General features: G+C 41.6%; 26 protein-coding genes. 15 read left to right on the top strand and 11 right to left on the bottom strand.

Translation table 11 applies throughout. From position 1 onward, the window contains the following. The first annotated feature begins 15 nt into the window (after nucleotides 1-15). The 4 genes from HMPREF1154_RS08060 (at nucleotide 16) to HMPREF1154_RS08045 (ending at nucleotide 3603) form a co-directional block, all read left to right on the top strand. Nucleotides 16-744: a response regulator transcription factor gene (locus HMPREF1154_RS08060; protein ID WP_009642111.1), complete on the top strand. Its 729-nt coding sequence runs from the start codon at nucleotides 16-18 to the stop codon at nucleotides 742-744. Nucleotides 745-878: 134 nt separating this feature from the next. Further along, on the top strand, nucleotides 879-1238 hold the full coding sequence (gene rnpA, locus HMPREF1154_RS08055) for a ribonuclease P protein component (protein WP_009642068.1): 360 nt from the start codon (nucleotides 879-881) through the stop codon (nucleotides 1236-1238). A 102-nt stretch (nucleotides 1239-1340) separates the two neighbouring features. Then, nucleotides 1341-2534, top strand: coding sequence for an ADP-forming succinate--CoA ligase subunit beta (gene sucC / locus HMPREF1154_RS08050; protein WP_009642110.1), 1194 nt, complete (start codon nucleotides 1341-1343; stop codon nucleotides 2532-2534). A 61-nt stretch (nucleotides 2535-2595) separates the two neighbouring features. After that, a complete protein-coding gene (locus tag HMPREF1154_RS08045) occupies nucleotides 2596-3603 on the top strand; it encodes a 3-oxoacyl-ACP synthase III family protein (protein ID WP_009642103.1) in 1008 nt (335 codons plus the stop codon). Here the strand turns inward: HMPREF1154_RS08045 and HMPREF1154_RS08040 are convergent. Genes HMPREF1154_RS08040 through HMPREF1154_RS08015 form a run of 6 tightly spaced genes read right to left on the bottom strand, consistent with a single transcriptional unit; the run spans nucleotide 3550 to nucleotide 9236 of the window. Further along, nucleotides 3550-4176, bottom strand: a complete 627-nt coding sequence (locus tag HMPREF1154_RS08040) for an aminotransferase class IV (RefSeq protein ID WP_034567151.1) — start codon at nucleotides 4174-4176, stop codon at nucleotides 3550-3552. The two genes, HMPREF1154_RS08045 and HMPREF1154_RS08040, sit on opposite strands and share 54 nt — an antisense overlap. Before the next feature lie 4 nt (nucleotides 4177-4180). Beyond that, a complete protein-coding gene (locus tag HMPREF1154_RS08035) occupies nucleotides 4181-5131 on the bottom strand; it encodes an aminodeoxychorismate synthase component I (RefSeq protein WP_009642098.1) in 951 nt (316 codons plus the stop codon). Continuing rightward, nucleotides 5131-6255: a nucleoid-associated protein gene (locus tag HMPREF1154_RS08030; RefSeq protein WP_009642112.1), complete on the bottom strand. Its 1125-nt coding sequence runs from the start codon at nucleotides 6253-6255 to the stop codon at nucleotides 5131-5133. Before HMPREF1154_RS08030 ends, HMPREF1154_RS08035 begins: the two co-directional genes overlap by 1 nt. A gap of 39 nt (nucleotides 6256-6294) precedes the next feature. After that, nucleotides 6295-6924 carry a rhomboid family intramembrane serine protease gene (locus HMPREF1154_RS08025; protein WP_009642123.1) on the bottom strand — a complete coding sequence of 210 codons (630 nt, stop codon included), beginning with the start codon at nucleotides 6922-6924 and terminating at the stop codon, nucleotides 6295-6297. A 5-nt stretch (nucleotides 6925-6929) separates the two neighbouring features. Beyond that, entirely contained in the window at nucleotides 6930-7445 is a 516-nt protein-coding gene (locus HMPREF1154_RS08020) for an IS1096 element passenger TnpR family protein (RefSeq protein WP_009642060.1), read from the bottom strand. A 12-nt stretch (nucleotides 7446-7457) separates the two neighbouring features. Continuing rightward, a complete protein-coding gene (locus HMPREF1154_RS08015; protein WP_009642076.1) occupies nucleotides 7458-9236 on the bottom strand; it encodes an AMP-dependent synthetase/ligase in 1779 nt (592 codons plus the stop codon). Between the two features lie 351 nt (nucleotides 9237-9587). Between HMPREF1154_RS08015 and dnaB the strand changes: the two genes are divergently transcribed. Continuing rightward, nucleotides 9588-11198, top strand: a complete 1611-nt coding sequence (gene dnaB / locus HMPREF1154_RS08010) for a replicative DNA helicase (RefSeq protein ID WP_009642084.1) — start codon at nucleotides 9588-9590, stop codon at nucleotides 11196-11198. 1 nt (nucleotide 11199) lies between these two features. Here dnaB and HMPREF1154_RS08005 read toward each other — a convergent pair whose 3' ends face one another. Then, entirely contained in the window at nucleotides 11200-11739 is a 540-nt protein-coding gene (locus HMPREF1154_RS08005; protein WP_009642113.1) for an isochorismatase family protein, read from the bottom strand. Between the two features lie 159 nt (nucleotides 11740-11898). Between HMPREF1154_RS08005 and HMPREF1154_RS08000 the strand changes: the two genes are divergently transcribed. From HMPREF1154_RS08000 to HMPREF1154_RS07975, 6 genes are all read left to right on the top strand, one after another. Further along, on the top strand, nucleotides 11899-12186 hold the full coding sequence (locus HMPREF1154_RS08000; protein ID WP_009642074.1) for a hypothetical protein: 288 nt from the start codon (nucleotides 11899-11901) through the stop codon (nucleotides 12184-12186). 11 nt (nucleotides 12187-12197) lie between these two features. Further along, nucleotides 12198-12491, top strand: a complete 294-nt coding sequence (locus tag HMPREF1154_RS07995; protein ID WP_009642118.1) for a cell division protein ZapA — start codon at nucleotides 12198-12200, stop codon at nucleotides 12489-12491. 197 nt (nucleotides 12492-12688) lie between these two features. Continuing rightward, nucleotides 12689-14266, top strand: a complete 1578-nt coding sequence (gene rny / locus HMPREF1154_RS07990; protein ID WP_034567149.1) for a ribonuclease Y — start codon at nucleotides 12689-12691, stop codon at nucleotides 14264-14266. A gap of 112 nt (nucleotides 14267-14378) precedes the next feature. Next, nucleotides 14379-14756, top strand: coding sequence for a DUF4296 domain-containing protein (locus tag HMPREF1154_RS07985; RefSeq protein ID WP_034567148.1), 378 nt, complete (start codon nucleotides 14379-14381; stop codon nucleotides 14754-14756). A gap of 9 nt (nucleotides 14757-14765) precedes the next feature. Continuing rightward, complete coding sequence (locus HMPREF1154_RS07980) at nucleotides 14766-15428, top strand: DUF4271 domain-containing protein (protein WP_009642121.1); 663 nt, start codon at nucleotides 14766-14768, stop codon at nucleotides 15426-15428. 6 nt (nucleotides 15429-15434) lie between these two features. Then, complete coding sequence (locus HMPREF1154_RS07975; protein ID WP_009642120.1) at nucleotides 15435-16178, top strand: uroporphyrinogen-III synthase; 744 nt, start codon at nucleotides 15435-15437, stop codon at nucleotides 16176-16178. Between the two features lie 34 nt (nucleotides 16179-16212). Here the strand turns inward: HMPREF1154_RS07975 and HMPREF1154_RS07970 are convergent, their stop codons facing one another. Beyond that, nucleotides 16213-16575 (bottom strand): YraN family protein, encoded by a 363-nt coding sequence (locus HMPREF1154_RS07970; RefSeq protein WP_009642132.1) that lies wholly within the window; start codon nucleotides 16573-16575, stop codon nucleotides 16213-16215. Nucleotides 16576-16691: 116 nt separating this feature from the next. On the opposite strand from HMPREF1154_RS07970, the gene HMPREF1154_RS07965 reads away from it, so the two are divergent. Then, on the top strand, nucleotides 16692-17132 hold the full coding sequence (locus HMPREF1154_RS07965; RefSeq protein WP_034567146.1) for a nucleoside deaminase: 441 nt from the start codon (nucleotides 16692-16694) through the stop codon (nucleotides 17130-17132). On the opposite strand, the gene HMPREF1154_RS07960 is transcribed toward HMPREF1154_RS07965, so the two are convergent. After that, entirely contained in the window at nucleotides 17129-18088 is a 960-nt protein-coding gene (locus tag HMPREF1154_RS07960) for a PhoH family protein (RefSeq protein WP_009642133.1), read from the bottom strand. The two genes, HMPREF1154_RS07965 and HMPREF1154_RS07960, sit on opposite strands and share 4 nt — an antisense overlap. A gap of 149 nt (nucleotides 18089-18237) precedes the next feature. Between HMPREF1154_RS07960 and HMPREF1154_RS07955 the strand changes: the two genes are divergently transcribed. Continuing rightward, the gene (locus HMPREF1154_RS07955) at nucleotides 18238-19173 is read left to right on the top strand and encodes a sulfite exporter TauE/SafE family protein (RefSeq protein ID WP_009642128.1); all 936 of its coding nucleotides are present in this window, start codon (nucleotides 18238-18240) and stop codon (nucleotides 19171-19173) included. Between the two features lie 12 nt (nucleotides 19174-19185). Further along, nucleotides 19186-20133: a peptidylprolyl isomerase gene (locus HMPREF1154_RS07950; RefSeq protein ID WP_009642079.1), complete on the top strand. Its 948-nt coding sequence runs from the start codon at nucleotides 19186-19188 to the stop codon at nucleotides 20131-20133. A gap of 378 nt (nucleotides 20134-20511) precedes the next feature. On the opposite strand, the gene HMPREF1154_RS07945 is transcribed toward HMPREF1154_RS07950, so the two are convergent. Continuing rightward, the gene (locus HMPREF1154_RS07945; protein ID WP_009642129.1) at nucleotides 20512-21249 is read right to left on the bottom strand and encodes a metal cation transporter ZIP domain protein; all 738 of its coding nucleotides are present in this window, start codon (nucleotides 21247-21249) and stop codon (nucleotides 20512-20514) included. A 124-nt stretch (nucleotides 21250-21373) separates the two neighbouring features. Here HMPREF1154_RS07945 and HMPREF1154_RS07940 point away from each other — a divergent pair, with 124 nt between their 5' ends. Beyond that, entirely contained in the window at nucleotides 21374-22390 is a 1017-nt protein-coding gene (locus HMPREF1154_RS07940; RefSeq protein ID WP_009642135.1) for a quinone-dependent dihydroorotate dehydrogenase, read from the top strand. Between the two features lie 71 nt (nucleotides 22391-22461). On the opposite strand, the gene purH is transcribed toward HMPREF1154_RS07940, so the two are convergent. Further along, nucleotides 22462-23994 (bottom strand): bifunctional phosphoribosylaminoimidazolecarboxamide formyltransferase/IMP cyclohydrolase, encoded by a 1533-nt coding sequence (gene purH / locus HMPREF1154_RS07935; protein ID WP_009642070.1) that lies wholly within the window; start codon nucleotides 23992-23994, stop codon nucleotides 22462-22464. Between the last annotated feature and the right edge of the window lie 97 nt (nucleotides 23995-24091).

Genomic DNA, 24091 nt, shown 5'->3' with positions numbered 1-24091 from the left:
TTAAATGTTGAAATAATGGAAGCAGTTAATAAAAAAATTCTTCTTGTAGAAGATGATCCAAATTTTGGAACTGTACTAAAAGACTATTTGTCCATGAGTGGCTTTGATGTTACCTTGGCTAAGAATGGAATGGAAGGCTTTGACAAGTTTCGTAAAGACCCATACGATATGTGTATTTTGGACGTAATGATGCCATATAAGGATGGTTTTACTCTTGCCAAAGAAATCCGTGAAAAGAACGAAAAAGTGCCTATCATCTTCCTTACGGCAAGAACCATGCGTGAGGACGTGATTAAGGGGTATAAATCAGGAGCTGATGACTACCTCAATAAGCCTTTTGACTCAGAGGTGCTACTGATGAAAATCCGTGCAATGCTCCAAAGAAAATCTATCGATACAGTGATAGATAGCAAGAAGTTTGAGTTCCAAATAGGAGATTTCTTCCTTAACTCTAAGCTTCGTTTCCTTCGTTACAAGGACGAAGAGCCGCTAAAACTCTCTCCAAAAGAAAATGAGCTTTTGCGCTTGTTGGCCTTGCATGAGAATGACCTAATGCCTCGAGAACTTGCCCTTAATAAAATCTGGAAAGACGACAACTACTTCACCTCTCGTAGTATGGACGTGTATATTGCTAAACTCCGCAAATACCTCAAGAAAGACGAAAATGTAGAGATTGTCAATATACATGGTGAAGGTTTCCGTCTCCTTACTGGTAAGGAAGAGGAAGAAGAGGAAAACGCTTAATAGATGTAAAAAATAAGTAAGGTAATAGGTAAAAGGTATTTGCTACTTTTTACCTTTTACTTTATACTCACATATCTAAGATTTAGGCATTCACTTAGCTTTACTTTTCATTATTCATTTTTCACTTTTATGATATGAATGATTTTCCAAAGACTGAAAGATTATGTAATTATCATAGCATACAAGCGCTTTTCAAAGAAGGCAAAAGCATCAAGAAATACCCCTTGAAGCTCATTTATCTTCCCTTAGATAAGGCGCTTACTCCCTCGCAAGTGCTTATAAGTGTCCCTAAGAAGAAGCTTAAAAGAGCTGTAGATAGAAACCGTATCAAGCGCTTGATAAGGGAGAGTTATCGTAAGGAAAAGCACCTACTATCCTCCCAAGGTAAGTCTTATTCCTTAGCACTTATTTATATGAGTGATGAGCTGGTCTCCTATGAGCAAATATATGCTCTTGTAGCTGCTTTGTTAAGACAACTTTCTTTGTCCGTATAGGAGCTGTTTTTCAAGGGGATTTTCCGTGTAAAAAAATAAGAGAAAAACATAGGTTATGTCATTATTTTTTTGTAAATTTGCAACTACAAATAAAGTTATATTATGAATTTACACGAATATCAAGCGAAGGAAATCCTCTCAGGGTTCGGAGTACGCATACAGCGTGGTGTAGTAGCTACCACAGCTGATGAGGCTGTGAAAGCTGCTGAAAAACTAACTCAAGATACAGGTACCCAATGGTATGTAGTGAAAGCACAAATTCATGCTGGGGGACGTGGTAAAGGCGGTGGCGTAAAGCTAGCTAAGAACTTAGATCAGGTCAAAGAAATCTCTTCTCAGATCATAGGCATGAACCTTGTAACTCCTCAGACTCCTAAGGAAGGTAAAAAGGTACATCAGGTGCTAATTGCTGAGGACGTTTTCTACCCAGGTGAGAGCGAACCTAAGGAATATTATATGTCCGTACTGCTCAATCGTGCCAAAGGAAAGAATATGATCATGTATTCTACCGAAGGAGGTATGGATATAGAAGCAGTAGCTGAAAAGACGCCTCACCTTATCTTCACCGAAGAAATAGATCCTGAATTGGGATTGTTGCCTTTCCAAGCGAGAAATGTAGCTTTTAACTTGGGATTAGAGGGTGAAGCCTTTAAGGAAATGGTGAAGTTTGTAACAGCTTTGTACAAGGCCTATATCGCTTCCGATGCGAATCTTTTTGAAATAAACCCTGTGCTAAAGACTTCCGATAACAAAATACTTGCTGTAGATGCCAAAGTAACTATTGATGACAATGCGCTCTATCGTCATAAGGATTATGCCGAATTGCGTGATACTCGTGAAGAGCGTCCTATAGAAGTAGAAGCCAAGGCTGCTGGTCTTAACTATGTAGATTTGGACGGAAACGTAGGCTGTATGGTCAATGGTGCAGGACTTGCCATGGCTACCATGGACCTTATCAAGCAAGCAGGTGGAGAGCCAGCCAACTTCTTGGACGTAGGTGGGACAGCCGATGCAGCACGTGTGGAAACTGCTTTCCGTATTATTCTAAAAGACCCTAATGTAAAGGCTATTTTGGTAAATATCTTCGGAGGTATCGTACGTTGTGATCGTGTAGCTCAGGGTATTGTAGATGCTTATAAGAATATGGGAGCTGATATTAAAGTGCCTATTATTGTACGCCTACAAGGAACCAATGCTGAGATTGCTAAAGAAATCATTGACAAATCTGGTCTTGCAGTACATTCTGCTATTCAGTTCCAAGAAGCAGCGGACAAAGTGAAAGAAGTATTGAAATAAAATTACATTTTATAGTTGGAAAGCCTTGCATGTCAAGGCTTTCTTTTTAATATAATAGCTTATGTATAATTCTATTATCACAGGTACAGGATATTATGTGCCGGAGAATATAGTAACCAATGATGACCTTTCTAAGCTCATGGATACTTCTGATGCTTGGATACAAGAGCGAACAGGGATTCAGCAGCGTCGTTTTGCTACTCGTGGAAAGGATACTACAACCTCTATGGGGGTACGTGCCGCCCAAATGGCTATGGAAAAGGCTAAGATAAGTAAGGAGGATATTGATTTTCTTATTTTTGCAACTCTTAGTCCTGATTATTATTTCCCAGGCTGTGGTGTATTAGCTCAAAAGGAATTGGGACTTCATACGGTAGGGGCTTTGGATATTCGCAACCAGTGTTCAGGCTTTATCTATGCACTATCGGTAGCCGACCAATTTATTAAGACAGGAATGTATAAAAATATCTTGGTGATAGCCTCCGAGATGCAGTCACCTGCATTGGATCTTACCACTCGTGGGCGTAATATGGCAGTACTTTTCGGAGATGGAGCAGGGGCAGCAGTGCTTTCTCGCTCTCAGGAGAGTGGAAAGGGTATACTCTCCTCTCACCTACATAGCGAAGGAGCGCATGCCGAGGAATTAGCTATTCTTACCCCAGGGGTAGGGAAGAAGTGGGTTACTGATCTCTTAAAGGAAAATGACCCAGAGGACACCTCTTATTTCCCTTATATGAATGGGCAGTTTGTTTTTAAAAATGCGGTGGTACGTTTCTCTGAAGTGATTATAGAGGGACTCAAGGCTAATAAACTCACCGAAAGTGATATAGACCTATTCATACCTCACCAAGCCAACTTGCGTATCTCCCAGTTTATCCAACAGAAATTTAAACTCTCTGACGCCCAGGTGTTTAACAATATCCAGAAATATGGAAATACCACTGCGGCCTCTATTGCTATAGCCTTGGCTGAAGCTGTGGAACAAGGCCGTGTCAAAGAGAATGATATTCTTCTGTTAGCTGCTTTTGGTAGTGGCTTCACTTGGGGAAGTATAGTGATTAAGTGGTAAGGTTAATTCACCTAAATCTAACATAGCATTGATAAGCCCTATATATCCAAAGGACGGTATGTCTTTTTGGAATATGGGGCATTCTTCTATTTTTCCCTCTTTCAATAGCCGTTGCCTACAAGTGCCATTGAGCAGAAAGGAAGTAGGGGTATACCACTTAACCCCGTCAGAGAATACGAGATTAGCATAACTACTATCGGTAACCATTCCTTTTTTGATAAAGATCACCTCATCGGTAGGCGCTTCTTTCTTGAGACGGTTAAGTTGTTCTCTATCAGAGAATTTATAGGAATATTCCAAATCTCCTACATCTATACAACTTATTGACTTAATAGGAGTTATCTGATAAGGGATAACTTCTAATGTATAATCATAGGCACTATAAACAAAACGGATTTTGTATTTTCCTTTTTCGGGAAGGACTTGTTTGCTTAGAATATCTTCTAAAGAAAATACTTTTTCACTTGGGAAAAAGTGTGAAAAAGTTTTTTTTATACGCTCTTGGTGGTATTCTATATGGAAGATACGACTATCCAATAGCTTTATAGTCTCAATAAACTTATTTTCTTGCATATTCTTAGTTAGGAATATATATTTTTTCTAATATTTCCTTGTATTCGCTCTCAGGATTGCTGTGAGCAGTAATTCCTGCCCCACTTTTATAATAGAATTTTTCTCCTATACGTTCGATAAATCGGATAAGCACACATGTATTGAGAGAATACCCATCAAATATACCTGCAATTCCCGTATAGTAACCTCTATCATAGGTTTCTGCCTCTTGAATGATTTCCATAGTTTTCTCTCTTGGTGCCCCACAGATAGAGCCAGCAGGAAGGAGCTTAACCAAAATATCACCTAAGTGGTCATACCAGTTAGCAGAGAGCGTTCCCACAATTTCGGAGCTAGTTTGTAGTAGGTTTCCTGTAGATTTTTCTATCACATCCACATAGCGAAATTTACTTACTTGTACCTCGGAGGCAACTTGTTCTAAATCTTTTGATAGTAGAGCAACAACCTTATGATGTTCGTCTATTTCCTTCTGATTATTTAGTAGCAGCTCTTTAGCATTGGGAATGGTAGCACTGATAGTTCCCTTCATGGGATAGGTTTTTATCTTATTAGCTTCTATTTTTATGAAAATTTCAGGAGAAAAACATACCCATTCGTCTTTGTAAAGGATTTTGTATTTGGCTTTGGCATTGTGGTATACTTTTCCTAAAGAAATAGGTGCTATTTCGGTAGCAAAAGTAAGATTGATAAGCTCTGTATCCCCTTTTTTTAAGTGAGAAAATACTTTTTTAAAGGATTCCTCAAAAGTTTTGTAAGGGATGGGGTGTTTTTCTATTGTAATAGGATCGGAAATAGGTGTTTTTTCTTCAGAAAAGGAAAAATGAATGTCCTGTGGTAATTCTGATAGGGGAAATACCTGTCCTTGGGTTCCTTCATAATTGACAACAAAGAAGCAAGGAGTCTGTTTTTCTCCTAGTTGATTGAGCATTTCTGCCCATTTTGGAAGTATTTTCATCAGCTTTTTTTCTCTTCGTTAAAGTAAATAAGGTAGTAGAACATACCGCGTTCTTCGTCCCAACCTTTTTCTACAAATTTTTCAGCAGATTCAGGGTTGATGAAGTCCATACGGATTTGTACATTGGTATCAAGGTCTATGATATTCTTGATTTTTTTACGCATATCCGATACCGCTTTATTGACAATGGGGAAAGAAGAAACGTCTTCTATATAGTATTTCTTTCCTTTGGTCTCTTTGAAGTTGTGAAATTCGGGAATCAGATCCATATATCCCTCCTTAGGGCTTTGGTCTTCATCGTCCTCATGGGCATCAAATTCCTTCTTGAACACCTTATCGCCCAAGACCTCATTGAGGAAGTGGGTTTCTTCAAACTCATCGTTTTTGGCAAAGTGATTCACTGCACGATTCATAAATAGGATTTCTTCCTGCTTCCCCTCAGTAGGGAGAACTACTTCTTTGGCAAAATCCTGACACATCTTGAGGTACTTTTTGGTAAAAAAAGCATCATCGGCAAGCACATCAATCCCTAAGAACTGTTCTGTCCAGTACTTGGTATCATAGCGATTGCTATCCACAGAAAGTATTTTGTATCCGCCTTCTTCATTGACATTGAAGATAAGGCAACCCTTGTCCAAGCGATTGACATTCACTCCTTCTTCCAAGAGGATCTCCAATTGGCTTTGCCCTTGCTCGAATTGGAGAAAATTCTGTTTCATCTCGGATTTAAAAATCCCAATAGCTTCCACCTTGGTATTGTCTAGGGTGATATGAGTGAGATAGGCTACATAGAGTTCGCCTGACTTTATGTGTGGATGGTTGGACTGCTCATATAACAGCTGAGCGATTCGTAGCGAATGGGTATGTATGGTAGAGGGATTGGTGAAAACCTCATAGGCGATGCCAAACATCTCGTTGAATTCCAAGGAAGTTTCATTGACAAAACGCATATAGTTTTCTTCCTTTTCCCTAAAGGGCTTTAGGAAATATTCCTTGAGCACGCTAGTGATTTGGTCATTTAGGACATAGGGCTGCTGAGAGAGAAAGAGGTTTTCTCCCTTCTGCATATTCCCTACCTGATGTATAGAAAGGGACTCAATCTGGGTGTTAAAGAGGTCTAACATTTTTTTTAAGGATTAAAATGGGCGCAAAGATAGGAAAAATTATTTTTGTAGCAATCGGTACCCCATATACCCTAGCGGTAGCGCCATGATGCCTAAGTAAAGCGCATTCTCTGCTACAAGTAGGGGCTGCAAAAGGGCAATAACAATGATCCCAAAGATAGCCCCTCCTAAGTGAGCCGCATGCCCTACATTGTCCCCCTCACGAGGGTTGAGCATTTGGTATACCGAATAACCAAAATAAATGGTACCAAAGAGCCAACCAGGGATAAAATTCACCCTTAGCTGTGGCACGAGAGCTATGGCCGCAAAGATAATACCAGAGACGCCTCCTGAGGCACCAATGGCAGAGTAATAGGGCTGATGCCTATAGATGTATAGGCAGAAAAGATTACCCAAGACGATGGCTCCCAAATAGATGAGCATAAAGACCCCTGCTCCCATTTCTTCGATGATAATCTTGTGGAAGAAGAACAGAGAGATCATGTTGAATATCAGGTGTTCCCACCCAGCATGCAAAAAGCCTGAGGAGATCAGTCGCAAGTAGTCTCCCCCTTGTACAGCCTTGACATTGAACATATAGCGACGAAAGAAAGCCTCGTGGGTGAAGCCATAGTAGCTCATACCTATAGTAACTATAAGAATACTATAGAAGAGAATATCGGTAATCATGCTTTTTAAGAATAATATTCGTCCTCACTATAGCCGTGATATTCGTCAAATTCATCTTGGTCAAACTCAAAATCGTTGAACTCTGAGTCAAACTCATCAAAATCCTCTGCCACAAAGTTCTTCTCTGGGGCATCTTCGGGGACAAACCCATGGGAGGTTAGGATATGGGGATAGCTAACTCCTTCTACCTCATGACCTATTTCCTTCAGATCCACGAAGAATGTCCACATATTGTAGAAGTCGTATACATAGAGGAAGTGTCGGTTGTCCTCATCCATGACCGATTCCAAGATGGTGTCGGCCATCACTGGGGTATCTCCCTCTGTGTCAAAGAGGCTGAACTCTTCTCCTTGGTTCCAATCCTCATCACTCTTATAGAAAGAGGCCATTTCTTCCCCATTGAAGCCAAAGGAAGTGGAGATACATTTGTGGAAATCCTCCAAGCTAATGTGACTTTCCACTTCTATATCGCGGAATACATCGGTATCCACGTCTAAAATTACTCTAAAACGATATATCATAATGAATGTTTTCTAAGATTCTTTGTTGTAAAAAGTATTGTACATATCCTTGTATTTTTCAAGAATGATGCGACGCTTGAGCTTTAGGGTAGGGGTGAGGTGTCCTGCATCTATACTCCACTCATCGGGGGTAAGGTCAAAGACTTTCACCTGTTCCCACTTACCTAATCGCTTATTGATGCGTTCTATTTCTTGACCTATACGCTCACGCACACGTGTATCCTTGACAAGGGCTTCATTGCTTAGGGTGCTAGCTTCCCCATGTCGCTTGAGCCACTCACGCACGAAAACAAAATTGGGTTGTACCAAGGCAGCAGGCATCTTTTCTCCTTCGCCTACGACCATGGCTTGTTCTATAAAACGGGATTGCTTGAGCTTGTTTTCTATATATTGGGGGGCTATATACTTCCCTCCAGAGGTCTTGAACATCTCTTTTTTGCGATCAGTGATAGTCAGAAAGCCCTCTTCGTCCAAGATGCCTATATCTCCTGTATGGAAAAACCCATCTTTGTCAATGGCTTCATGGGTTTGCTCTTCATTCTTGTAGTAACCTAGCATGACATTAGCTCCCTTGCAGAGGATTTCCCCATCTTCGGCTATCTTTACCTCTATATTATCAATAGGCTTGCCTATAGTGCCCACTTTCCAAAGATGTCCTTTCTTACAATTAACGGAGATCACAGGTGAAGTTTCTGTGAGGCCATACCCTTCCCAAATAGGGATTCCTGCGGCAGAGAATACTCTCACCAGGCGTGGTTGTAGTGCTGCACTTCCACAAATCATCTGTAAGTGTCCTCCTAATGCCTTTTTCCATTTGGAGAAGATAAGTTTGCGGGCTACCTTCAGTTTCATATCGTACCACCATCCGTTTTTGCCGTAAGGCTCATATCGGTACCCTAATCGCAATGCCCAGAAGAATAGGCTCTTAGCAATGCCAGAAAGGGCGATACCTTTGCTGTAGATGCTATCAAATACCTTCTCAACCACACGCGGTACAACCGTAATCAGTCGTGGCTTTACCTCGGCTATATTTGTGGCTACCTTTTCAAAAGATTCGGCAAAGTATAGGCGGATACCATTATATTGGTATAAGTAGGTGAGCATGCGCTCAAAGATGTGGCAAACAGGCAAGAAGCTCAGGCAAGTATCACCCGCTTTTATAGGTACGCGAGAATGGCAGTTCTTGATATTGCTCAGGATATTATCATGGGAGAGCATCACCCCTTTGGGTTTTCCTGTGGTGCCCGATGTATAGATAATAGTGGCCATATCGGTAGGCTGTATCTGTGCCTTAAGGGCTTCCACTTGGGCTTGGTTCTCTGGATCTTCTCCCAAGGAAAGTATCTCTTGCCAGCCACGTATATTTTCTATAGGGTCAAAAGAGAGGATTTCCTCCATAGTGGGTATTTCTGAGGCTATGCTTGAGACCTTCTCCCATAAGTCTTTGTCCGAAACAAAGCAATATTTTATCTCGGCATGGTTGAAGATATATATATAATCTTCCTTAGGAATAGTGGGGTAGATAGGTACATTGTGGGCGCCAATCTGCATGATGGCCATATCTAAGATATGCCATTCGGTACGATTGTTCGAGGAAACCATCGCAATCTTATCCTTAGGCTTTACCCCTAAGCGTAGCAGAGCGCGGCTTACTTGGTTGATTTTCTCTACATATTCCTTGGAAGAGAGGGGTACCCATTTTTGATTATATTTTGTAACTAACGCATTTTCAATAGGATATTGTTCTAGCTGATAGGCAGGAATATCAAACAAACGAGTTACATCTTTCATTGAACTGTATTTTTTAGTGTATTTATTCTTTGTGCAAAGATACAAAAAATATTTATTAAATGAAGAATGAAGAAAGAAAAGTGAAACTCGAATCATTGACCATTAACCATTAACTATTGTCTTTGTTTTGTTGAAAAATAAAAATTTTATCCTCTAGAGTAGCACAAAGTGTTACCAAAGTGCGAGAAATCAGTCTGTTACTGATGTGTATTTATACATTATTATATAGGAAGAGGTAGAAGAAAACGTACAAAGGGAAGGGGGTGCTTTCTTGAATCAAAAAAAGCGTGTATTTTTGCCGAGGATTTAAGGTAGGTATTACAAAAATCTAAGTACTTAAAAATTAAAGATATGGAAAATATTTCTCCACAAACTATGGAAACAATATCGGCATCACGAGCTATTCCTTCTCTTGAGAAGGGCAAGATTCCTCCCCAAAATTTGGAGCTGGAGGAGGCTGTACTCGGAGGTATGCTTATAGATAAGCGTGGGGTAGATGAGGTCATTGATATTCTTTCCGATGAGGCTTTCTATGTGCCTGCACACCAGAAGATCTATACGGCTATAGATAGGCTCTTCAAGGACTCAAAACCTATAGATATGCTCACGGTACGTGAGCAATTACTCAAGGACGGTACTCTAAAAGAGATAGGAGGGGCTGCTTACCTGGTCTATCTGACAGAAAAGGTATCTTCTTCGGCCAATATAGAGTATCATGCGCGTATTCTTATGCAGAAGTATATCCAGCGCAGGCTCATCAAGATGTCCAATGAGGTTATAGAAGAGGCTTATAATGATGAGACAGATGTCTTTCATCTGTTAGACAGCGCCGAAGAAAAGCTCTTTTCAATCACTCAAGGGAACATTACCCGTACTTCGGAGTCGGCACATAACTTGGTTTTGCAGGCGATTAATAAGATAAAAGAGCTACACAACAGGAAAGAGGAGTTCAGTGGCGTACCCTCGGGCTTTACCAAGGTAGATGAGCTTACCGCTGGTTGGCAGCCTACCGACCTTATCATCGTGGCAGCACGTCCGGCAATGGGGAAAACAGCCTTTACCCTGAGCATGGCACGCAATATAGCGGTAGATAGCAAGATTCCAGTGGCTTTCTTCTCCTTGGAGATGTCCTCCATTCAGCTTATCACAAGGCTTATCTCGTCCGAGACAGGAATTAGCTCCGATAAGTTGCGTACAGGAAAGCTCACCGAAGAGGATTTCGAGCGTCTTACCCACAAGACTCAAAGCCTCTTTGAAGCCCCCTTGTATATAGATGATACCCCTTCGCTTTCTATCTTTGACCTCAGGGCTAAGGCGCGTAAGATGGTCTCTCAGCACCATGTCAAAATCATCTTTATAGATTACCTCCAGCTGATGACTGCCAACGCATCGGGTAAGGGAGTTGGGAACCGCGAACAGGAAATCTCCACGATCTCTCGTAACCTCAAGGCCTTGGCCAAGGAATTAGACCTGCCTATTATCGCCCTTTCTCAGCTTTCGCGTAATGTGGAAAGCCGTTTAGGACACAAGCGTCCCCAACTCTCCGATTTACGTGAATCGGGAGCCATAGAGCAGGATGCGGATATTGTGACCTTCCTCTATCGTCCTGAGTATTACAAACTTGATACATGGGACGATCCCGATGCTTCTTCCACGGCCAATCAGGCGGAGTTTATCATAGCCAAGCACCGTAATGGGGGATTGGATAATATTCGTTTGCAGTTTATTAATGGGGTTTTCAGCAATCTCAACACGCTCTTCTCTGGCACAGCCATAGGACAAGGCGTGCAATCCTTCTCGTCCAAATTTAACAACCAAGAAGAGAACCCCCAAGCAGCACTACCAGCACCCCAAGCAGCACTACAAATACCCCAAGCACCACTACCTGTCCCCAAAGGAGATGTCAATAGTGCTTTCAGTGGGCGGAATGATGATCCCTCTGAGGGTGCGGTAGAATTCTAATTTACTTGATAAGCCTTGCGATTTCTCGGAATTTCTCATGGGTAGAGCGCTTCAGTAAGGCAAAGAGGGCAGCCTCTACGCTGGTGATTTTTCCTTGCCCTTCTCGGATCATCTCAAGGCCTATTTTTTTGTTTTCTTCTGTGCGAGAGGAGACCGCATCGGCCACGACAAAGACTTCATAGCCTGCCGCTATCAGATCCATTGCAGTTTGGTAGATACAGATGTGGGTTTCTATCCCAATAAGCAACACTTGCTTACGGGCATTGGCCTTGACCGCCTCTACAAAAGCAGAAGTACCATAAGCCGAGAAGGTAGTCTTAGCAATAGGGGATTGGCCTGTGAGGTGCTGGGCAATAAGCGCAGAGGTAGCACCCAATTTTTCAGGGGTTTGTTCCACCCATATTATAGGTATATCCAGTAGTTGGCAGCCTTGCACAAGGCTGCTGCTATGCTTTAGTACCGCTTCGGATTGATAGACGATTTGTGATAATTTTCCTTGGATGTCAAGGATAACTAATTGAGTATCATTGATAGATAACATATATTGGCTTTTTCAAATTCAGCAGAACAAAGATAATAAAAATAACGCAAATAAGCCGCGATTCTTGGGTAAAAAATAAAATTTGCCGAATAGTTGTTTATAACCTCAAAAAGTATTATCTTTGCACACCAAAAGTAAGGGTTATTATCTCTCAAGGAAATGGAAGAATGGATTGAAAAAATAGAGAGGTTACTTCCTCTAGTGCAGCAGTATGTACTTTCATTGGAAGAGAGAAATAGGGCGCTGATTCTTCAAGTAGAGATGCTACAAGGCCAGTTGCAGGAGCTTATTAAGCAGAGCCAAGAGCAACAACAGAAGTATCAGGCACTGAGGGTAGCCCAAGCTCTTTTAGGCAGTGATGAAACTAAAACGGAAGCCAAGCTCAAAATAAGTAGGCTCATTCGTGAAATAGAGCAATGTATTGTACAACTTTCACAAGATAAGTAATATGCAAAGCAATGAGTGAGAAGCTACGAATTACCTTGAAAATAGCCGATAGGGTATACCCTCTGAAAATATTTCCAGAGCAGGAGGAGGCCTATCGCCAAGCGGCCGAAAGGATTAACAAACAAATTACATATTTTGAGCAGAACTTTCCTGTGAAAGACCGCCAAGATTCCTTGGCTATGTGTGCCATTTCCTTGGCTACACCGCTCTTTCAAGAGAGCCTTGCTGATGAAAATCAAAAGGAAAAAAATATAGAAAGATTAGAAAAAATACATCAGACTTTAGTAGAAATCAGTAATATATAGATAAAGATTACTGCCTGCAAGAATAGTTTTTTTGGTAAACTCAACAGAAAATAATTCAGAAGGGTGAGTCAAACCACCAAAGCGTGCCGCCTTCACTTGGCGGATACTTGAAGGGTTTGGTAGCTCTAAATATGCTTTTTAGGAGTTTATTCATATATCCTTCTTGCAGGCTTTTTTGTATAATTATATTTTATTTTATGGACGTAACAATGTTAGTAGTAGGTAGTGCCATTGTAGGAATATTTGTAGGGGGCATCTTAGTTTGGTATTCTCTGAAAAAAAAGCAAGAGAAATATGCTTTTAAGGTAGTCAAAGATGCTCAAGAGGAATCTCAGAATATTCTAAAACAGGCAAAAGTAGAAGCCGAAAACATTAAGAAAGAAAAAATCTACCAAGCAAAAGAAAAATTCTTAGAACTCAAGGCTGAGCATGAGAAACTCATCTTGGCTAAAGAAAAGAAAATCTCTGAGACAGAAAAACGTATCAAGGACAAGGAATCACAAGTCTCCAACGAACTGGCTCAGAACAAGAAGCTCAACGATGAGCTGCTGCAGAAGACCGAGGAGTGCAACCACCGCATGTTGCTTGTGGATAAGAAACAGGAGGAAGTGGATAAGCTCCACAAGAGCCAAGTAAAACAATTAGAAGTGATCTCTGGACTGACTGCCGAAGAGGCTAAAACCCAGCTGATTGACTCCCTTAAGAACGAAGCCAAGACCGATGCTATGGCCTATATACAGACCACCGTCGAGGAGGCAAAACTCACTGCTCGCCAAGAGGCGCGAAAGATTATCATCAATACCATACAGCGTATAGGAACAGAAGAGGCTATAGATAACTGTGTATCGGTATTTAACCTCGAATCCGATGACGTAAAGGGGCGCATCATAGGCCGCGAAGGGCGTAATATCCGCGCCTTGGAGGCTGCCACAGGAGTGGAGATTATAGTAGATGATACCCCTGAGGCTATTATCCTCTCTTGCTTTGACTCCGTACGTAGGGAGATAGCGCGCCTTTCTCTCCATAAGTTGGTTACCGATGGCCGTATCCACCCTGCCCGTATTGAGGAAGTAGTCGAAAAAACGACCAAACAGGTAGAAGACGAAATAGCCGAGATAGGTAAGCGTACCATTATTGACTTAGGAATCCATGGCCTTCACCCAGAGCTGATCAAGGCAGTGGGGCGTATGAAATACCGCTCTTCCTATGGACAAAACCTCTTGCAACACTCTCGTGAGGTAGCACGCCTTTGTGGACTGATGGCGGCCGAACTGGGACTGAATGTGAAACTGGCCAAGCGTGCGGGACTTTTGCATGATATAGGTAAAGTGCCTGAGACTGATACCGAGACACCACACGCACTACTGGGTATGGAATGGGCACAAAAGTATGGTGAAAAACCTGAAGTATGCAACGCTATCGGAGCGCACCATGACGAAATAGAAATGACTTCTCTACTCTCTCCTATAGTACAGGTGTGCGATGCCATCTCTGGAGCAAGACCAGGAGCACGTCGTCAGGTATTGGATTCTTATATCCAGCGCCTTAAGGAATTGGAAGATACGGCCTTCTCTTTCCAAGGAGTCAAGAAAGCCTACGCTATACAAGCAGGTCGTGAACTACGTGTGATTGTAGAGAGTGAAAAAGTATCCGACGAAAAAGCAGCAGAACTCTCCTTTAACCTTTCTCAAAAGATACAAACCGATATGACCTACCCAGGACAAGTAAAAGTAACGGTGATCCGTGAAACAAGAGCCGTTAATATAGCTAAATAGTGGTTAGTTATTAGTTCTTAATGGTTAGTCGTTGGTTTTAAAGAAAAATATTTCTAAAAAAATATTTTGATTAGGAAAAAAGACGTATCTTTGCACCGCAAATAAATAGAAAGTGAAGTCTGCTTATTATCTCTTATGTTTGTCTTTAGTGGCTTGTTCTCAGATGGTTCCTTCTCCTAAGAAATTATTATCGGAGGGAGAAATGGAACAGGTTTTCTATGACCTAGCAGTACTGAATGCTGCCAAGAGTATAGATGCTTCTTTCTATGAAAAGCAAGGTGCTGATATTTCATCTCTTATTTACAAGAAGTATGGGCTAGATAGCCTGCTGCTGGCACAGAATATATCTTATTATGCTGCCCAACCTGAAAAGTGTAAACAGATACTCTCCCATGTAGAGACACGCCTAAAGCAGGAAGATAGCTTATCCAAAAAGCAACAAACGCCTATATTGCCACCTGAGGGTATGCAGCCTTTGGACTCTTTATAATGGTATTTTATGGAATGGACACGGGTTACAGCTTCTCATAAGGATTGGATTTCCTTAATATTTGTCCTAATATTAGGGATTATGGCTTTCATAAAGGCCTACCATGCCTTCCGTTTTAGGGAGTTTCTTAATTTGCTTACCAATAATAAGTATATCATCATCTTTAATAAGCGGGAGCGTAGTGGTGTATTCTTTACCACTTCTCTGCTGGTAGTACAATGGGCAATTTTGAGTATTGCCATTTGGCGAATCTTGAGTTTTTTTCATATAGAAATCTCTTTTTATGCCATTGCTCAGCAGTATATAGTGATGCTTGGTGTAGCGCTTTTCATCTTGCTCAAAATAGCTTTTCAGCGATTGGTGAGCTATGTGCTGGATATGGATAACTTCTCACGTTCTTATTTGTTTGTACGGCTGAGTTATTCGAACTATGCTGCTTTGATTTTGGTATTGCTGCTCTTTGTCAATAGTTATGCAGCAGCGCACAATATATATTTGTTTGCTTTTTCATTAATGGTATTCTTGTATATACAAGTACTTGGACTTATCTCATTTGTGAAATTGTACAAAAATGAATTAAGAGCTTATTGGTATTATTTTATTTTGTACCTTTGCGCCTTTGAAATAACCCCCTATATTTTTATTAACTCAATAATATCTACAATAAATTAAAAGATTATGAAAGTGAAAACAATCTTGGTTTCCCAACCCGAGCAATCAGAGAATTCACCTTATCACCAGATTATAGAAAAGTATAAGGTAAAAATAGACTTTCGCCCTTTTACAGAAGTACAAGGGGTAACAGGAAAGGACTTGAGAGCTCAAAAGATTGAACTTCAGAATCATACAGCCATTATCCTCACCAGCAGAAATGCCGTGGATCATTTCTTCAGAGTAGCTGAAGAGATGCGCTTTAAAGTACCTGATACCATGCGTTATTTTTGCCTTTCGGAGGCTGTTGCTTTCTATTTGCAAAAATATATCACTTACAGAAAAAGGAAAATATATGTGGGTAAAAAGGATTTTGCAGACTTGCTTCCTTTTCTGAAAAAGCACAAGGAAGAGAAATTCTTTTTTCCTACCTCCGAGGTACTCAGCCCTGCTATAGAGAAATCATTGGACGATCTGAAACTCAACTGGAAACGTGGTATTTTGTTCAAGACCGCCCATGCCGACATCTCCGATCTGAAAGATGTCAAGTATGATGTTATTGCTTTCTTTAGCCCTGCAGGAGTAGAATCGCTCTTTAAGAACTTTTCTGACTTCAAGCAAGGAACCACACGTATAGCGGTTTTTGGTGCTTCTACGCTGAAATCGGCGGAGGAAGCGGGACTTAGAATAGATATTCAAGCACCACTGCCAGAGACTCCGTCCATGACAATGGCCTTAGATAAGTACTTGGAAAAGACCAATAAAAGATAATAAAAAAGGGTGCATGGCACCCTTTTTTGCTCACTTATGAAAAAGGAAAGAAGGCATCTTCTATATGTTCTAAGTGGTATTCTGCATCGTTCTTTATAATGGAGATGATGTCAAAACGCACTTCCAAATCCAAATTATGTGTCTTGATATAGTGGTTGGTAGCTTTGGCCAAGAGTTGTATCTTATGTGGACTGACGAAGGAATAAGGCTCCCCATAATAGGCAGATCGTCTGGATTTTACCTCTACGATGACCAGCATATCCTCATATTGTGCAATGATGTCAATCTCAGCACTTTGCCAATAATAATTGCGTTCGAGAATCGTATAACCCAAACCAACTAAGTATTGTACAGCTTCCTCTTCGGATTGCTTTCCAAAATCATTATGTTCAGCCATAAGTATAATTGTTAATTATCAATTGTTAATTATCAATTCAAGTATAATAGTATGAACATAAGTCATTAATTATTAATCATTATTGGCATTAATCATTAACCATTAATCATTAACAAATGACAATTAACAAAGACGAATATTTTATGCAAAAAGCCCTGCAAGAGGCAGAAAAGGCCTTTGAAGCAGGCGAGATACCCGTAGGGGCTATTATCACTGTAAATGACAAGATTATAGCCAAGGCGCACAATCTCACAGAGCTACTCCACGATGTTACTGCTCATGCCGAAATACAAGCCATCACCTCAGCTAGTGAATACCTTGGGGGGAAGTACCTCAAGGACTGTACGCTCTATGTAACCCTTGAGCCTTGTGTGATGTGTGCAGGGGCGCTCTATTGGAGCCAAATAGGCCGTGTGGTCTATGGGGCTTCCGATACCAAGCGGGGTTATCACCTCCATGGGGAACTATTGCATCCTCGCACCGAGGTTGTTAAAGGAGTCTTGCAGGACGAATGTAGTCAATTGGTCAAAGCCTTTTTCGACCAAAAACGACTTTAATCTTCTTCCCTCTCCTCTTTCTCGGCGCGGGTATAAGCATTGATAATCTCCTTGACCAAGGGATGGCGTACCACGTCCTTATCATCAAGCCATAGCGTACCTATGCCCTTGATTCCTTTGATGATATGTAGGGCTTCCGAAAGCCCACTAGCGGTTTTTCTCGGTAGGTCTATCTGTCCTGGGTCTCCTGTGATGATGAACTTAGCATTTTTCCCCATACGTGTGAGAAACATCTTCATCTGTACATAAGTGGTGTTCTGTGCCTCGTCCAGGATGACAAAGGCGTTGTCCAAGGTACGCCCTCGCATAAAGGCCAAAGGAGCAATTTGGATGGTGCCATTTTCAATAAACGAATTGAGCTTATCAAAGGGGATCATATCCATCAGTGCATCATAGAGCGGTTGCATATAAGGATCCAGCTTGTCCTTGAGATCCCCAGGGAGGAAACCGAGGTTTTCCCCTGCCTCCACTGCAGGACGGGTGAGGATGATACGCTTTACCTGCTTATCTTTCAGGGCTCTTACGGCTAGCGCTACACTCGTATAGGTCTTACCTGTACCCGCAGGGCCTATGGCAAAGACCATATCGTTCTTGCCGATAAGCTCCAATAACTTCTGTTGGTTGGGCGTTTGGGCACGAATGATTTTCCCTTTTACTCCATGTACGATAAAGTCCTTATCCAGTAGGGTAGAGGGGAGCAAACCCGTATCTGAGAAGAGAATACGCTCTATAGTATTTTTGTCTAAGTGATTGTATTTCTCAAAATGCTGGATGAGCTGTCCCAATCGTTTTTCAAACTCGTCAAGCAGCGCCTCTTCTCCAAAAATATGTATCTCATTGCCACGGGCAACAATCTTTATTTTTGGGAAATAGGTCTTTAGCAGTTCAATTGTACTGTTTTGCTCTCCGAAAAAAGCCTGCGGATTTACGTCTAAAACAAGGGTTCTTTGGTTCAAAAGTCTAAGTCTTATAATTTAGGTCAAAAGTACGTATTTTTTTTGATATAGGAGTGTGTTTGCTGAAAAATAATTGTTATTGCTTTATGGTTATAAAAAAAAGTTATACCTTTGCCCTTTGTTTCAGCGACCTTATAATTGTATCATACATGAAAGAATTTAATAAAAATGAAACTAACGAAACCGTTGTGGCACAGCCCTATTCGCTTAAGCGACAGAAACGGAATCGCTTATTTTTGTTTTTAACCTTTTTCCTTTTATTGACCATTACCCTTTATACTATATATACAGCCGAGACCTTTGTCCCTTTGAGAAACTATTTAGCTCAAGATAACTATTTGTTTTACTGGATGATATTGGCAGGCTGTGGAGCGGAGATTGTAGCAGGCTCCATGGGTATGGGCTATGGGGTGATCTGTGCAACTGTTTTGCTGATGATGAATGTAGACCCACGCGCTATCAGTGGGAGTATTCATGCTTCCGAAACCATTACCTCAGCGGCTGGGAGCATCAGCCATTTTAAGCTCAAGAATATGGATAAGGAGCTGATCAAAAGCCTCTTAGTACCAGCTATCGCGGGGACTATATTGGGTGCCTTATTGCTGCTATATCTCGGTGATGAGGGGAGCCGCTGGGCTAAGTTCACCAAGCCATTTATTGCCATTTATACCATTATCTTAGGGGTGAAGATCCTTTACAATGGGGTTCGTGGGAAAGTCGAGAATAAGCAAGTGAGAACTATACCTTTGGGCTTATTTGCAGGTTTCGTGGATGCTTTCACCGGAGGAGGCTGGGGGCCATTGGTTACCAGTGCTTTTATCAAGAATGGGCATACACCTCGCTATGTGATAGGGGTTTCTACCTTTACCAATTTTGCCATTACAGTGGTCAGTACTCTTATCTTTATCACCGTGCCAGAAGCGATTAACTGGCGTATTGCCTTGGGGCTTATCATAGGAGGGGTGCTCACAGCACCTGTTTCGGCCTTGGTTACCTCCAAGCTCCACACAAGGAAGATTTTCTTTATTATAGGTGCCCTGATTATCTTCATGGGGCTTACTACTATTTACAAAGCTATTTTTTAAAATATTTGTCTTATGGATATAAACAAATTAGAGAACGGGATTTATGCACAAATCCATACGGCTAAGGGAGATATACTCCTTCGCCTGACTTATGAGAAAACCCCTGCTACAGTGGCTAATTTTGTAGCTCTGGCAGAAGGGAAAATGAAGAACAATGCCAAAGCAGCCGGCGTGCCTTTCTACGATGGACTCAAGTTCCACCGTGTCATTGCCGACTTTATGATACAAGGGGGCTGCCCCTTAGGAACAGGTACAGGTACCCCTGGTTACCGCTTTGACGATGAGTTCCACCCTGACCTCAAGCATGACCGTGCGGGTATTCTCTCCATGGCCAATGCAGGGCCTGGTACCAACGGAAGTCAGTTCTTTATTACTCACCGAGCTACACCTCACTTGGACAACAAACATACAGTATTCGGCTATGTAGTAGAGGGGCAAAATGTGGTAGATAGCATCGCTCAAAACGACAAAATAGAGTCAGTGAAGATTATCCGAGTAGGCAAAGAGGCTCAGGAGTGGGATGCGCTTGCTGCTTTCGAGAAGTTTAACGCTGAGAAACAACAACGTATAGAGGCTGAAAAACGCAAACAGCAGGAGGCTTTGGCCAAACATACGGAAGGTTTTGACAAAACTCCTTCCGGTCTTTTCTATAAGATTACCGAAAAAGGAAATGGCAAGAAGGCTAAAAAGGGTGATCAAGTGGCCGTACATTACACAGGAATGCTCTTGGATGGTAAGGTGTTTGACTCCTCTCTCTATCGTGGCCAGCCGCTCAACTTTACCGTAGGGGTAGGCCAGGTGATAGAAGGTTGGGACGAAGGTATCCTTCTGCTTAGTGAGGGTGATAAGGCGCGCCTTGTGATTCCTTCAGATTTGGCCTACGGCTCACAAGGAGCAGGGGGTGTGATCCCTCCCAATGCTGCTTTAATCTTTGACGTAGAACTCGTCAGAATAAAGTGAAAGATAAAAGGAAAAAAGCGAATCAATAGTTAAAATATTATTCACTGACTTTCTAAGACGCAATAAATTGCGTCTCTACCCTAACGCTGGCTAAGACAATTCCTGATTAGCGTAGTCATCCGTAGAGACGCAATTTATTGCGTCTTAACGAATTAGATTATACAGATATTTTTTAACTATTGATTCAAATTATAGTCAAACAGAAATGGTTTGCGAAAAATTAGCATGAGCAGGTGTAGAGGCTAATGGCAATTAGCCCTTGAAAGAGAGCGAATTAGGAATGAACCCCTTGCCTTATTTATTCGCATTTTATTTGCATTCTAAATATGATTGACTATAAGAGTACATTCTTTACTTTTTACCTTTTACTTTTTACCTTTATAGTGGGTATGCCAGTGCAAATCCCAGTACAATCACACCTAGTTTTAGGTAGTTGAAATGGTGATTCTCGGAGGTTTCAAAGAGGATTACGGAGGAAATGTGTAGAAAAATACCTATGACAATAGCACTCATTTGCGTATGATAGGCCACTAATTGGGGGACAGTATTGGCTAAGAAAGCGCCAAAAGGAGTCATCAGAGAGAAAAGGAAGAGGAAAATAAGTGTTTTCTTCGTACCTATACCCGAATCCAAAAAGAAAATAGTCAGTACCATGGCGATAGGCAGGTGATGGATAAAGATGCCATACACCATATTGCTATGGGCATGTAGGGGAAAGCCCTCTAGAATAGAGTGAATACTTAGGCTGATGAAAAGCCCCCAAGGAAATTGGGTTCTTAGCCCCTTGGCAGGGGAGTGGAAGTGGCCATGTTCGGCACCATGAGAGAAAAACTCTAAGACAATCTGCAAGAGAATCCCTATAATAATCCATATACCTATTGTCTTTCCAACGTCATGGGTGTGTGCCTCATCCAAATCGGCTGTATGTAGGGGAGAATCACTCTCAAATACTGCATGATAGATCTCTGGAATAAGCGTAAAGACTGTCATACCCAAAAGAAAAGCCCCACTAAAGGCCAAAAGTAGCTTGATACGACTCTTATTATTGGGTTTTATCCATAGAACCAAGCAAACTCCTATGATAATGGAGAGGAAAGGAAGTAGATAATTTTTCATAGCTTGTAGCTTAGTATAAGCATTTGTTTCAAGGGGGCAAAGTTACTGCTTTTTTCCCAAGAAAAAAAGTAGAAAAGTAGGTAAAAATCCAGTAAAAAATTGTATATTTGCAATAAAAATCACCATGTATAAGCGTATTATTCGCCCCTTATTATTTCTCTTTGACCCAGAGAAGGTACATCATTTTACCTTTGGTTGGCTCAAGTTTGTCAATCGTATTCCGCTGGTTCCCGCTCTTCTGAGGGCTCGTTATCAGCTAAAGGACAAGCGATTGGAGCGAGAGGTGTTCGGAATTAAGTTTCCCAATCCTGTCGGTCTAGCAGCAGGATTGGATAAGAATGCAGAGCTTTTCTCAGAACTTTCTTCCCTTGGTTTTGGCTTTATAGAGATAGGTACCGTAACACCTAAGCCCCAACCTGGAAATCCTCGTAAGCGCTTATTCCGCTTGGTAGAGGACAAAGGGATTATCAACCGTATGGGCTTTAATAACGACGGAGTAGAGGCTATTATTGCCCGACTAAAGAAGAACAAGCAGGTGATCATAGGGGGGAATATAGGAAAGAACAAATGGACAGAGAACGAGAAGGCTCATGAGGATTATCTCTATTGCTTTGGACAATTAGCTCCTTATGTGGATTATTTTGTGGTAAATGTCAGCTCTCCCAATACACCTAATCTGCGTTCTCTACAAGAAAAAGAACCACTACAGAAGCTACTGACACTCTTGCAAGAGGCTAACGGAAAACTCCCCAAACCCAAGCCTATATTACTAAAAATAGCTCCAGACCTTACGGACGAACAGCTATTGGATATTATAGACATAGTAAAACAAACCTCCATAGCAGGGGTCATAGCAACCAATACTACCATAAGCAGAGACGGATTGACTTCTCCCAAAAAGGTGGAAACAGGAGGTCTCAGTGGCAAACCCTTAACCAAGCGCTCTACTGAGGTGATACGTTTCTTAGCCGAGAAGAGTGGCCATAGTTTCCCTATCATAGGGGTCGGAGGCATACACTCCCCAGAAGATGCTCTAGAGAAACTCCATGCAGGGGCGAGCTTAGTACAACTCTTCACAGGCTTTATCTACGAAGGCCCCGCACTAATTAAGCGCATCAACAAAGCCATATTAAGTGAATAACGAAAAGTGAAGAGTGAAAAGCGGCTATCCACTTTTCACTCTTCACTTTTCGTTTTTCACTGTTCACTTCATTAGTGTTTAAAGTGTCGTATACCTGTCATCACCATAGCTACTTGATGGGTATTACAGTACTCTATACTTAGATTGTCTTTGATAGAGCCTCCTGGCTGGATTACACTGCGAATCCCCTCGTTATGAGCTATTTCCACACAGTCAGGGAAAGGGAAGAATGCATCGCTGGCCATAACAGCTCCCTCAAGGGAGAACTTGAACTCTTTAGCCTTTTCGATGGCCTGCTTGAGGGCATCCACACGGCTAGTTTGTCCTGTTCCAGAGGCTAGAAGTTGTTTGTTTTTAGCCAGTACAATGGTGTTGGATTTGGTGTGTTTGCATATCTTAGAGGCAAAAAGTAGGTCTTCCAAGTCCTCAGTCGATGGTTTCTGGTCTGTAACATAAGAAATATCGGAGACAGCATCAGTTTTAAGGTCTCTATCTTGCCATAGATAGCCATTGAGGCAAGAGCGAAGGGAAGTTTGTGGCAAAGAGATCTGCTTTTGTACCAGTAGAATACGGTTTTTCTTACCCTCAAGTAGCTCCAAAGCCTCTTTTTCATAGTCAGGAGCAATTACCACTTCACAAAATAGAGGGTTGATGGCCTCGGCTGTTGCCTTGTCTATAGGGCGATTGGCGATAAGAATCCCTCCAAAGGCTGAAACAGGATCGCAGGAAAGGGCAGTATTATAAGCCTCCAATAGAGTAGGGCGTGTGGCAATACCACAAGTGTTGTTATGTTTTAGAATAGCAAAGGTAGGGTCTTCATGTGCAAATTCGCTCATAAGGTTTACCGCAGCATCTACATCTAAGAGGTTGTTATAGGAGAGTTCTTTGCCATGTAGTTTAGTGAAAAGAGCATCAAAATCGCCATAGAACACCCCTTTCTGGTGAGGATTCTCTCCATAGCGGAGTACTTGTGCTTTGTCTTCGCTTACTCTGAGCAGTTGGGCGGAGTGATCAGCATTGAAGTAGTTGAAAATAGCCGTATCATATCTTGAAGAAGTAGCAAAAGCATGTAGGGCAAACTGCTTTCTCTCGGCAAGGGTGGTTTCTCCTTTGCCTTCAGTGAGAACTTTCAGCAGGGCAGGGTAGTCTTCTTTGGAAGACACACAGAGGGTATCGTTGAAGTTCTTAGCGGCAGCGCGGATAAGGGAGATACCTCCTATGTCAATCTTTTCAATAATATCTTGTTCATTCGCCCCATTGGCAACGGTTTGCTCGAAAGGATACAAATCCACGATTACTAAGTCTATCTGAGGAATATCGTAGGTTTGCATCTGTTCTTGGTCAGAAGCATTACCTTGTCGGTTTAGGATACCCCCGAAGATCTTAGGGTGTAGGGTTTTGACTCTTCCTCCAAGGATAGAGGGGTATTGGGTAATATCCTCTACCGCTACCACAGGGATATTGAGGGATTTGATAAAGGCTTCTGTACCTCCAGTGGAATACATAACAATACCTAAATCATTCATTTTCTGGATAATAGGCTCAAGACCATCTTTGTTAAAGACAGAAACCAAAGCCGAATGGATGCGTTTTTTTTGTTCCATTACTTTATGAGATTTGTTTGACAAAAGAGAGCACAAAAGTAATTATTTTTTGATAGAATTGCAAATTTTTTTATTTGTAAATAAACGAGAAGTTTTG

Origin of the sequence: Capnocytophaga sp. CM59 (genome assembly GCF_000293175.1) — a bacterium.
GTDB classification, from domain to species: Bacteria; Bacteroidota; Bacteroidia; order Flavobacteriales; family Flavobacteriaceae; genus Capnocytophaga; species Capnocytophaga granulosa.
Note: the sequence above shows the minus strand (reverse complement) of the source record. Positions and strands in the feature narration are given on the sequence as shown.

What these genes read in the sequence shown, in the direction of transcription:
- HMPREF1154_RS08045 (WP_009642103.1), top strand. Translation starts at nt 2,596, where the DNA reads ATGTATAATTCTATTATCACAGGTACAGGATATTATGTGCCGGAGAAT.
- HMPREF1154_RS08025 (WP_009642123.1), bottom strand. Translation starts at nt 6,924, where the DNA reads ATGATTACCGATATTCTCTTCTATAGTATTCTTATAGTTACTATAGGT.
- HMPREF1154_RS08000 (WP_009642074.1), top strand. Translation starts at nt 11,899, where the DNA reads ATGGAAGAATGGATTGAAAAAATAGAGAGGTTACTTCCTCTAGTGCAG.
- HMPREF1154_RS08035 (WP_009642098.1), bottom strand. Translation starts at nt 5,131, where the DNA reads ATGAAAATACTTCCAAAATGGGCAGAAATGCTCAATCAACTAGGAGAA.
- HMPREF1154_RS08030 (WP_009642112.1), bottom strand. Translation starts at nt 6,255, where the DNA reads ATGTTAGACCTCTTTAACACCCAGATTGAGTCCCTTTCTATACATCAG.
- HMPREF1154_RS07945 (WP_009642129.1), bottom strand. Translation starts at nt 21,249, where the DNA reads ATGAAAAATTATCTACTTCCTTTCCTCTCCATTATCATAGGAGTTTGC.
- dnaB (WP_009642084.1), top strand. Translation starts at nt 9,588, where the DNA reads ATGGAAAATATTTCTCCACAAACTATGGAAACAATATCGGCATCACGA.
- HMPREF1154_RS08020 (WP_009642060.1), bottom strand. Translation starts at nt 7,445, where the DNA reads ATGATATATCGTTTTAGAGTAATTTTAGACGTGGATACCGATGTATTC.
- HMPREF1154_RS08040 (WP_034567151.1), bottom strand. Translation starts at nt 4,176, where the DNA reads ATGCAAGAAAATAAGTTTATTGAGACTATAAAGCTATTGGATAGTCGT.
- HMPREF1154_RS07940 (WP_009642135.1), top strand. Translation starts at nt 21,374, where the DNA reads ATGTATAAGCGTATTATTCGCCCCTTATTATTTCTCTTTGACCCAGAG.
- HMPREF1154_RS07975 (WP_009642120.1), top strand. Translation starts at nt 15,435, where the DNA reads ATGAAAGTGAAAACAATCTTGGTTTCCCAACCCGAGCAATCAGAGAAT.
- HMPREF1154_RS07950 (WP_009642079.1), top strand. Translation starts at nt 19,186, where the DNA reads ATGGATATAAACAAATTAGAGAACGGGATTTATGCACAAATCCATACG.
- HMPREF1154_RS08060 (WP_009642111.1), top strand. Translation starts at nt 16, where the DNA reads ATGGAAGCAGTTAATAAAAAAATTCTTCTTGTAGAAGATGATCCAAAT.
- rny (WP_034567149.1), top strand. Translation starts at nt 12,689, where the DNA reads ATGGACGTAACAATGTTAGTAGTAGGTAGTGCCATTGTAGGAATATTT.
- HMPREF1154_RS07955 (WP_009642128.1), top strand. Translation starts at nt 18,238, where the DNA reads ATGAAAGAATTTAATAAAAATGAAACTAACGAAACCGTTGTGGCACAG.
- HMPREF1154_RS07995 (WP_009642118.1), top strand. Translation starts at nt 12,198, where the DNA reads ATGAGTGAGAAGCTACGAATTACCTTGAAAATAGCCGATAGGGTATAC.
- sucC (WP_009642110.1), top strand. Translation starts at nt 1,341, where the DNA reads ATGAATTTACACGAATATCAAGCGAAGGAAATCCTCTCAGGGTTCGGA.
- HMPREF1154_RS07970 (WP_009642132.1), bottom strand. Translation starts at nt 16,575, where the DNA reads ATGGCTGAACATAATGATTTTGGAAAGCAATCCGAAGAGGAAGCTGTA.
- HMPREF1154_RS08015 (WP_009642076.1), bottom strand. Translation starts at nt 9,236, where the DNA reads ATGAAAGATGTAACTCGTTTGTTTGATATTCCTGCCTATCAGCTAGAA.
- purH (WP_009642070.1), bottom strand. Translation starts at nt 23,994, where the DNA reads ATGGAACAAAAAAAACGCATCCATTCGGCTTTGGTTTCTGTCTTTAAC.
- HMPREF1154_RS08005 (WP_009642113.1), bottom strand. Translation starts at nt 11,739, where the DNA reads ATGTTATCTATCAATGATACTCAATTAGTTATCCTTGACATCCAAGGA.
- rnpA (WP_009642068.1), top strand. Translation starts at nt 879, where the DNA reads ATGAATGATTTTCCAAAGACTGAAAGATTATGTAATTATCATAGCATA.
- HMPREF1154_RS07980 (WP_009642121.1), top strand. Translation starts at nt 14,766, where the DNA reads ATGGAATGGACACGGGTTACAGCTTCTCATAAGGATTGGATTTCCTTA.
- HMPREF1154_RS07965 (WP_034567146.1), top strand. Translation starts at nt 16,692, where the DNA reads ATGACAATTAACAAAGACGAATATTTTATGCAAAAAGCCCTGCAAGAG.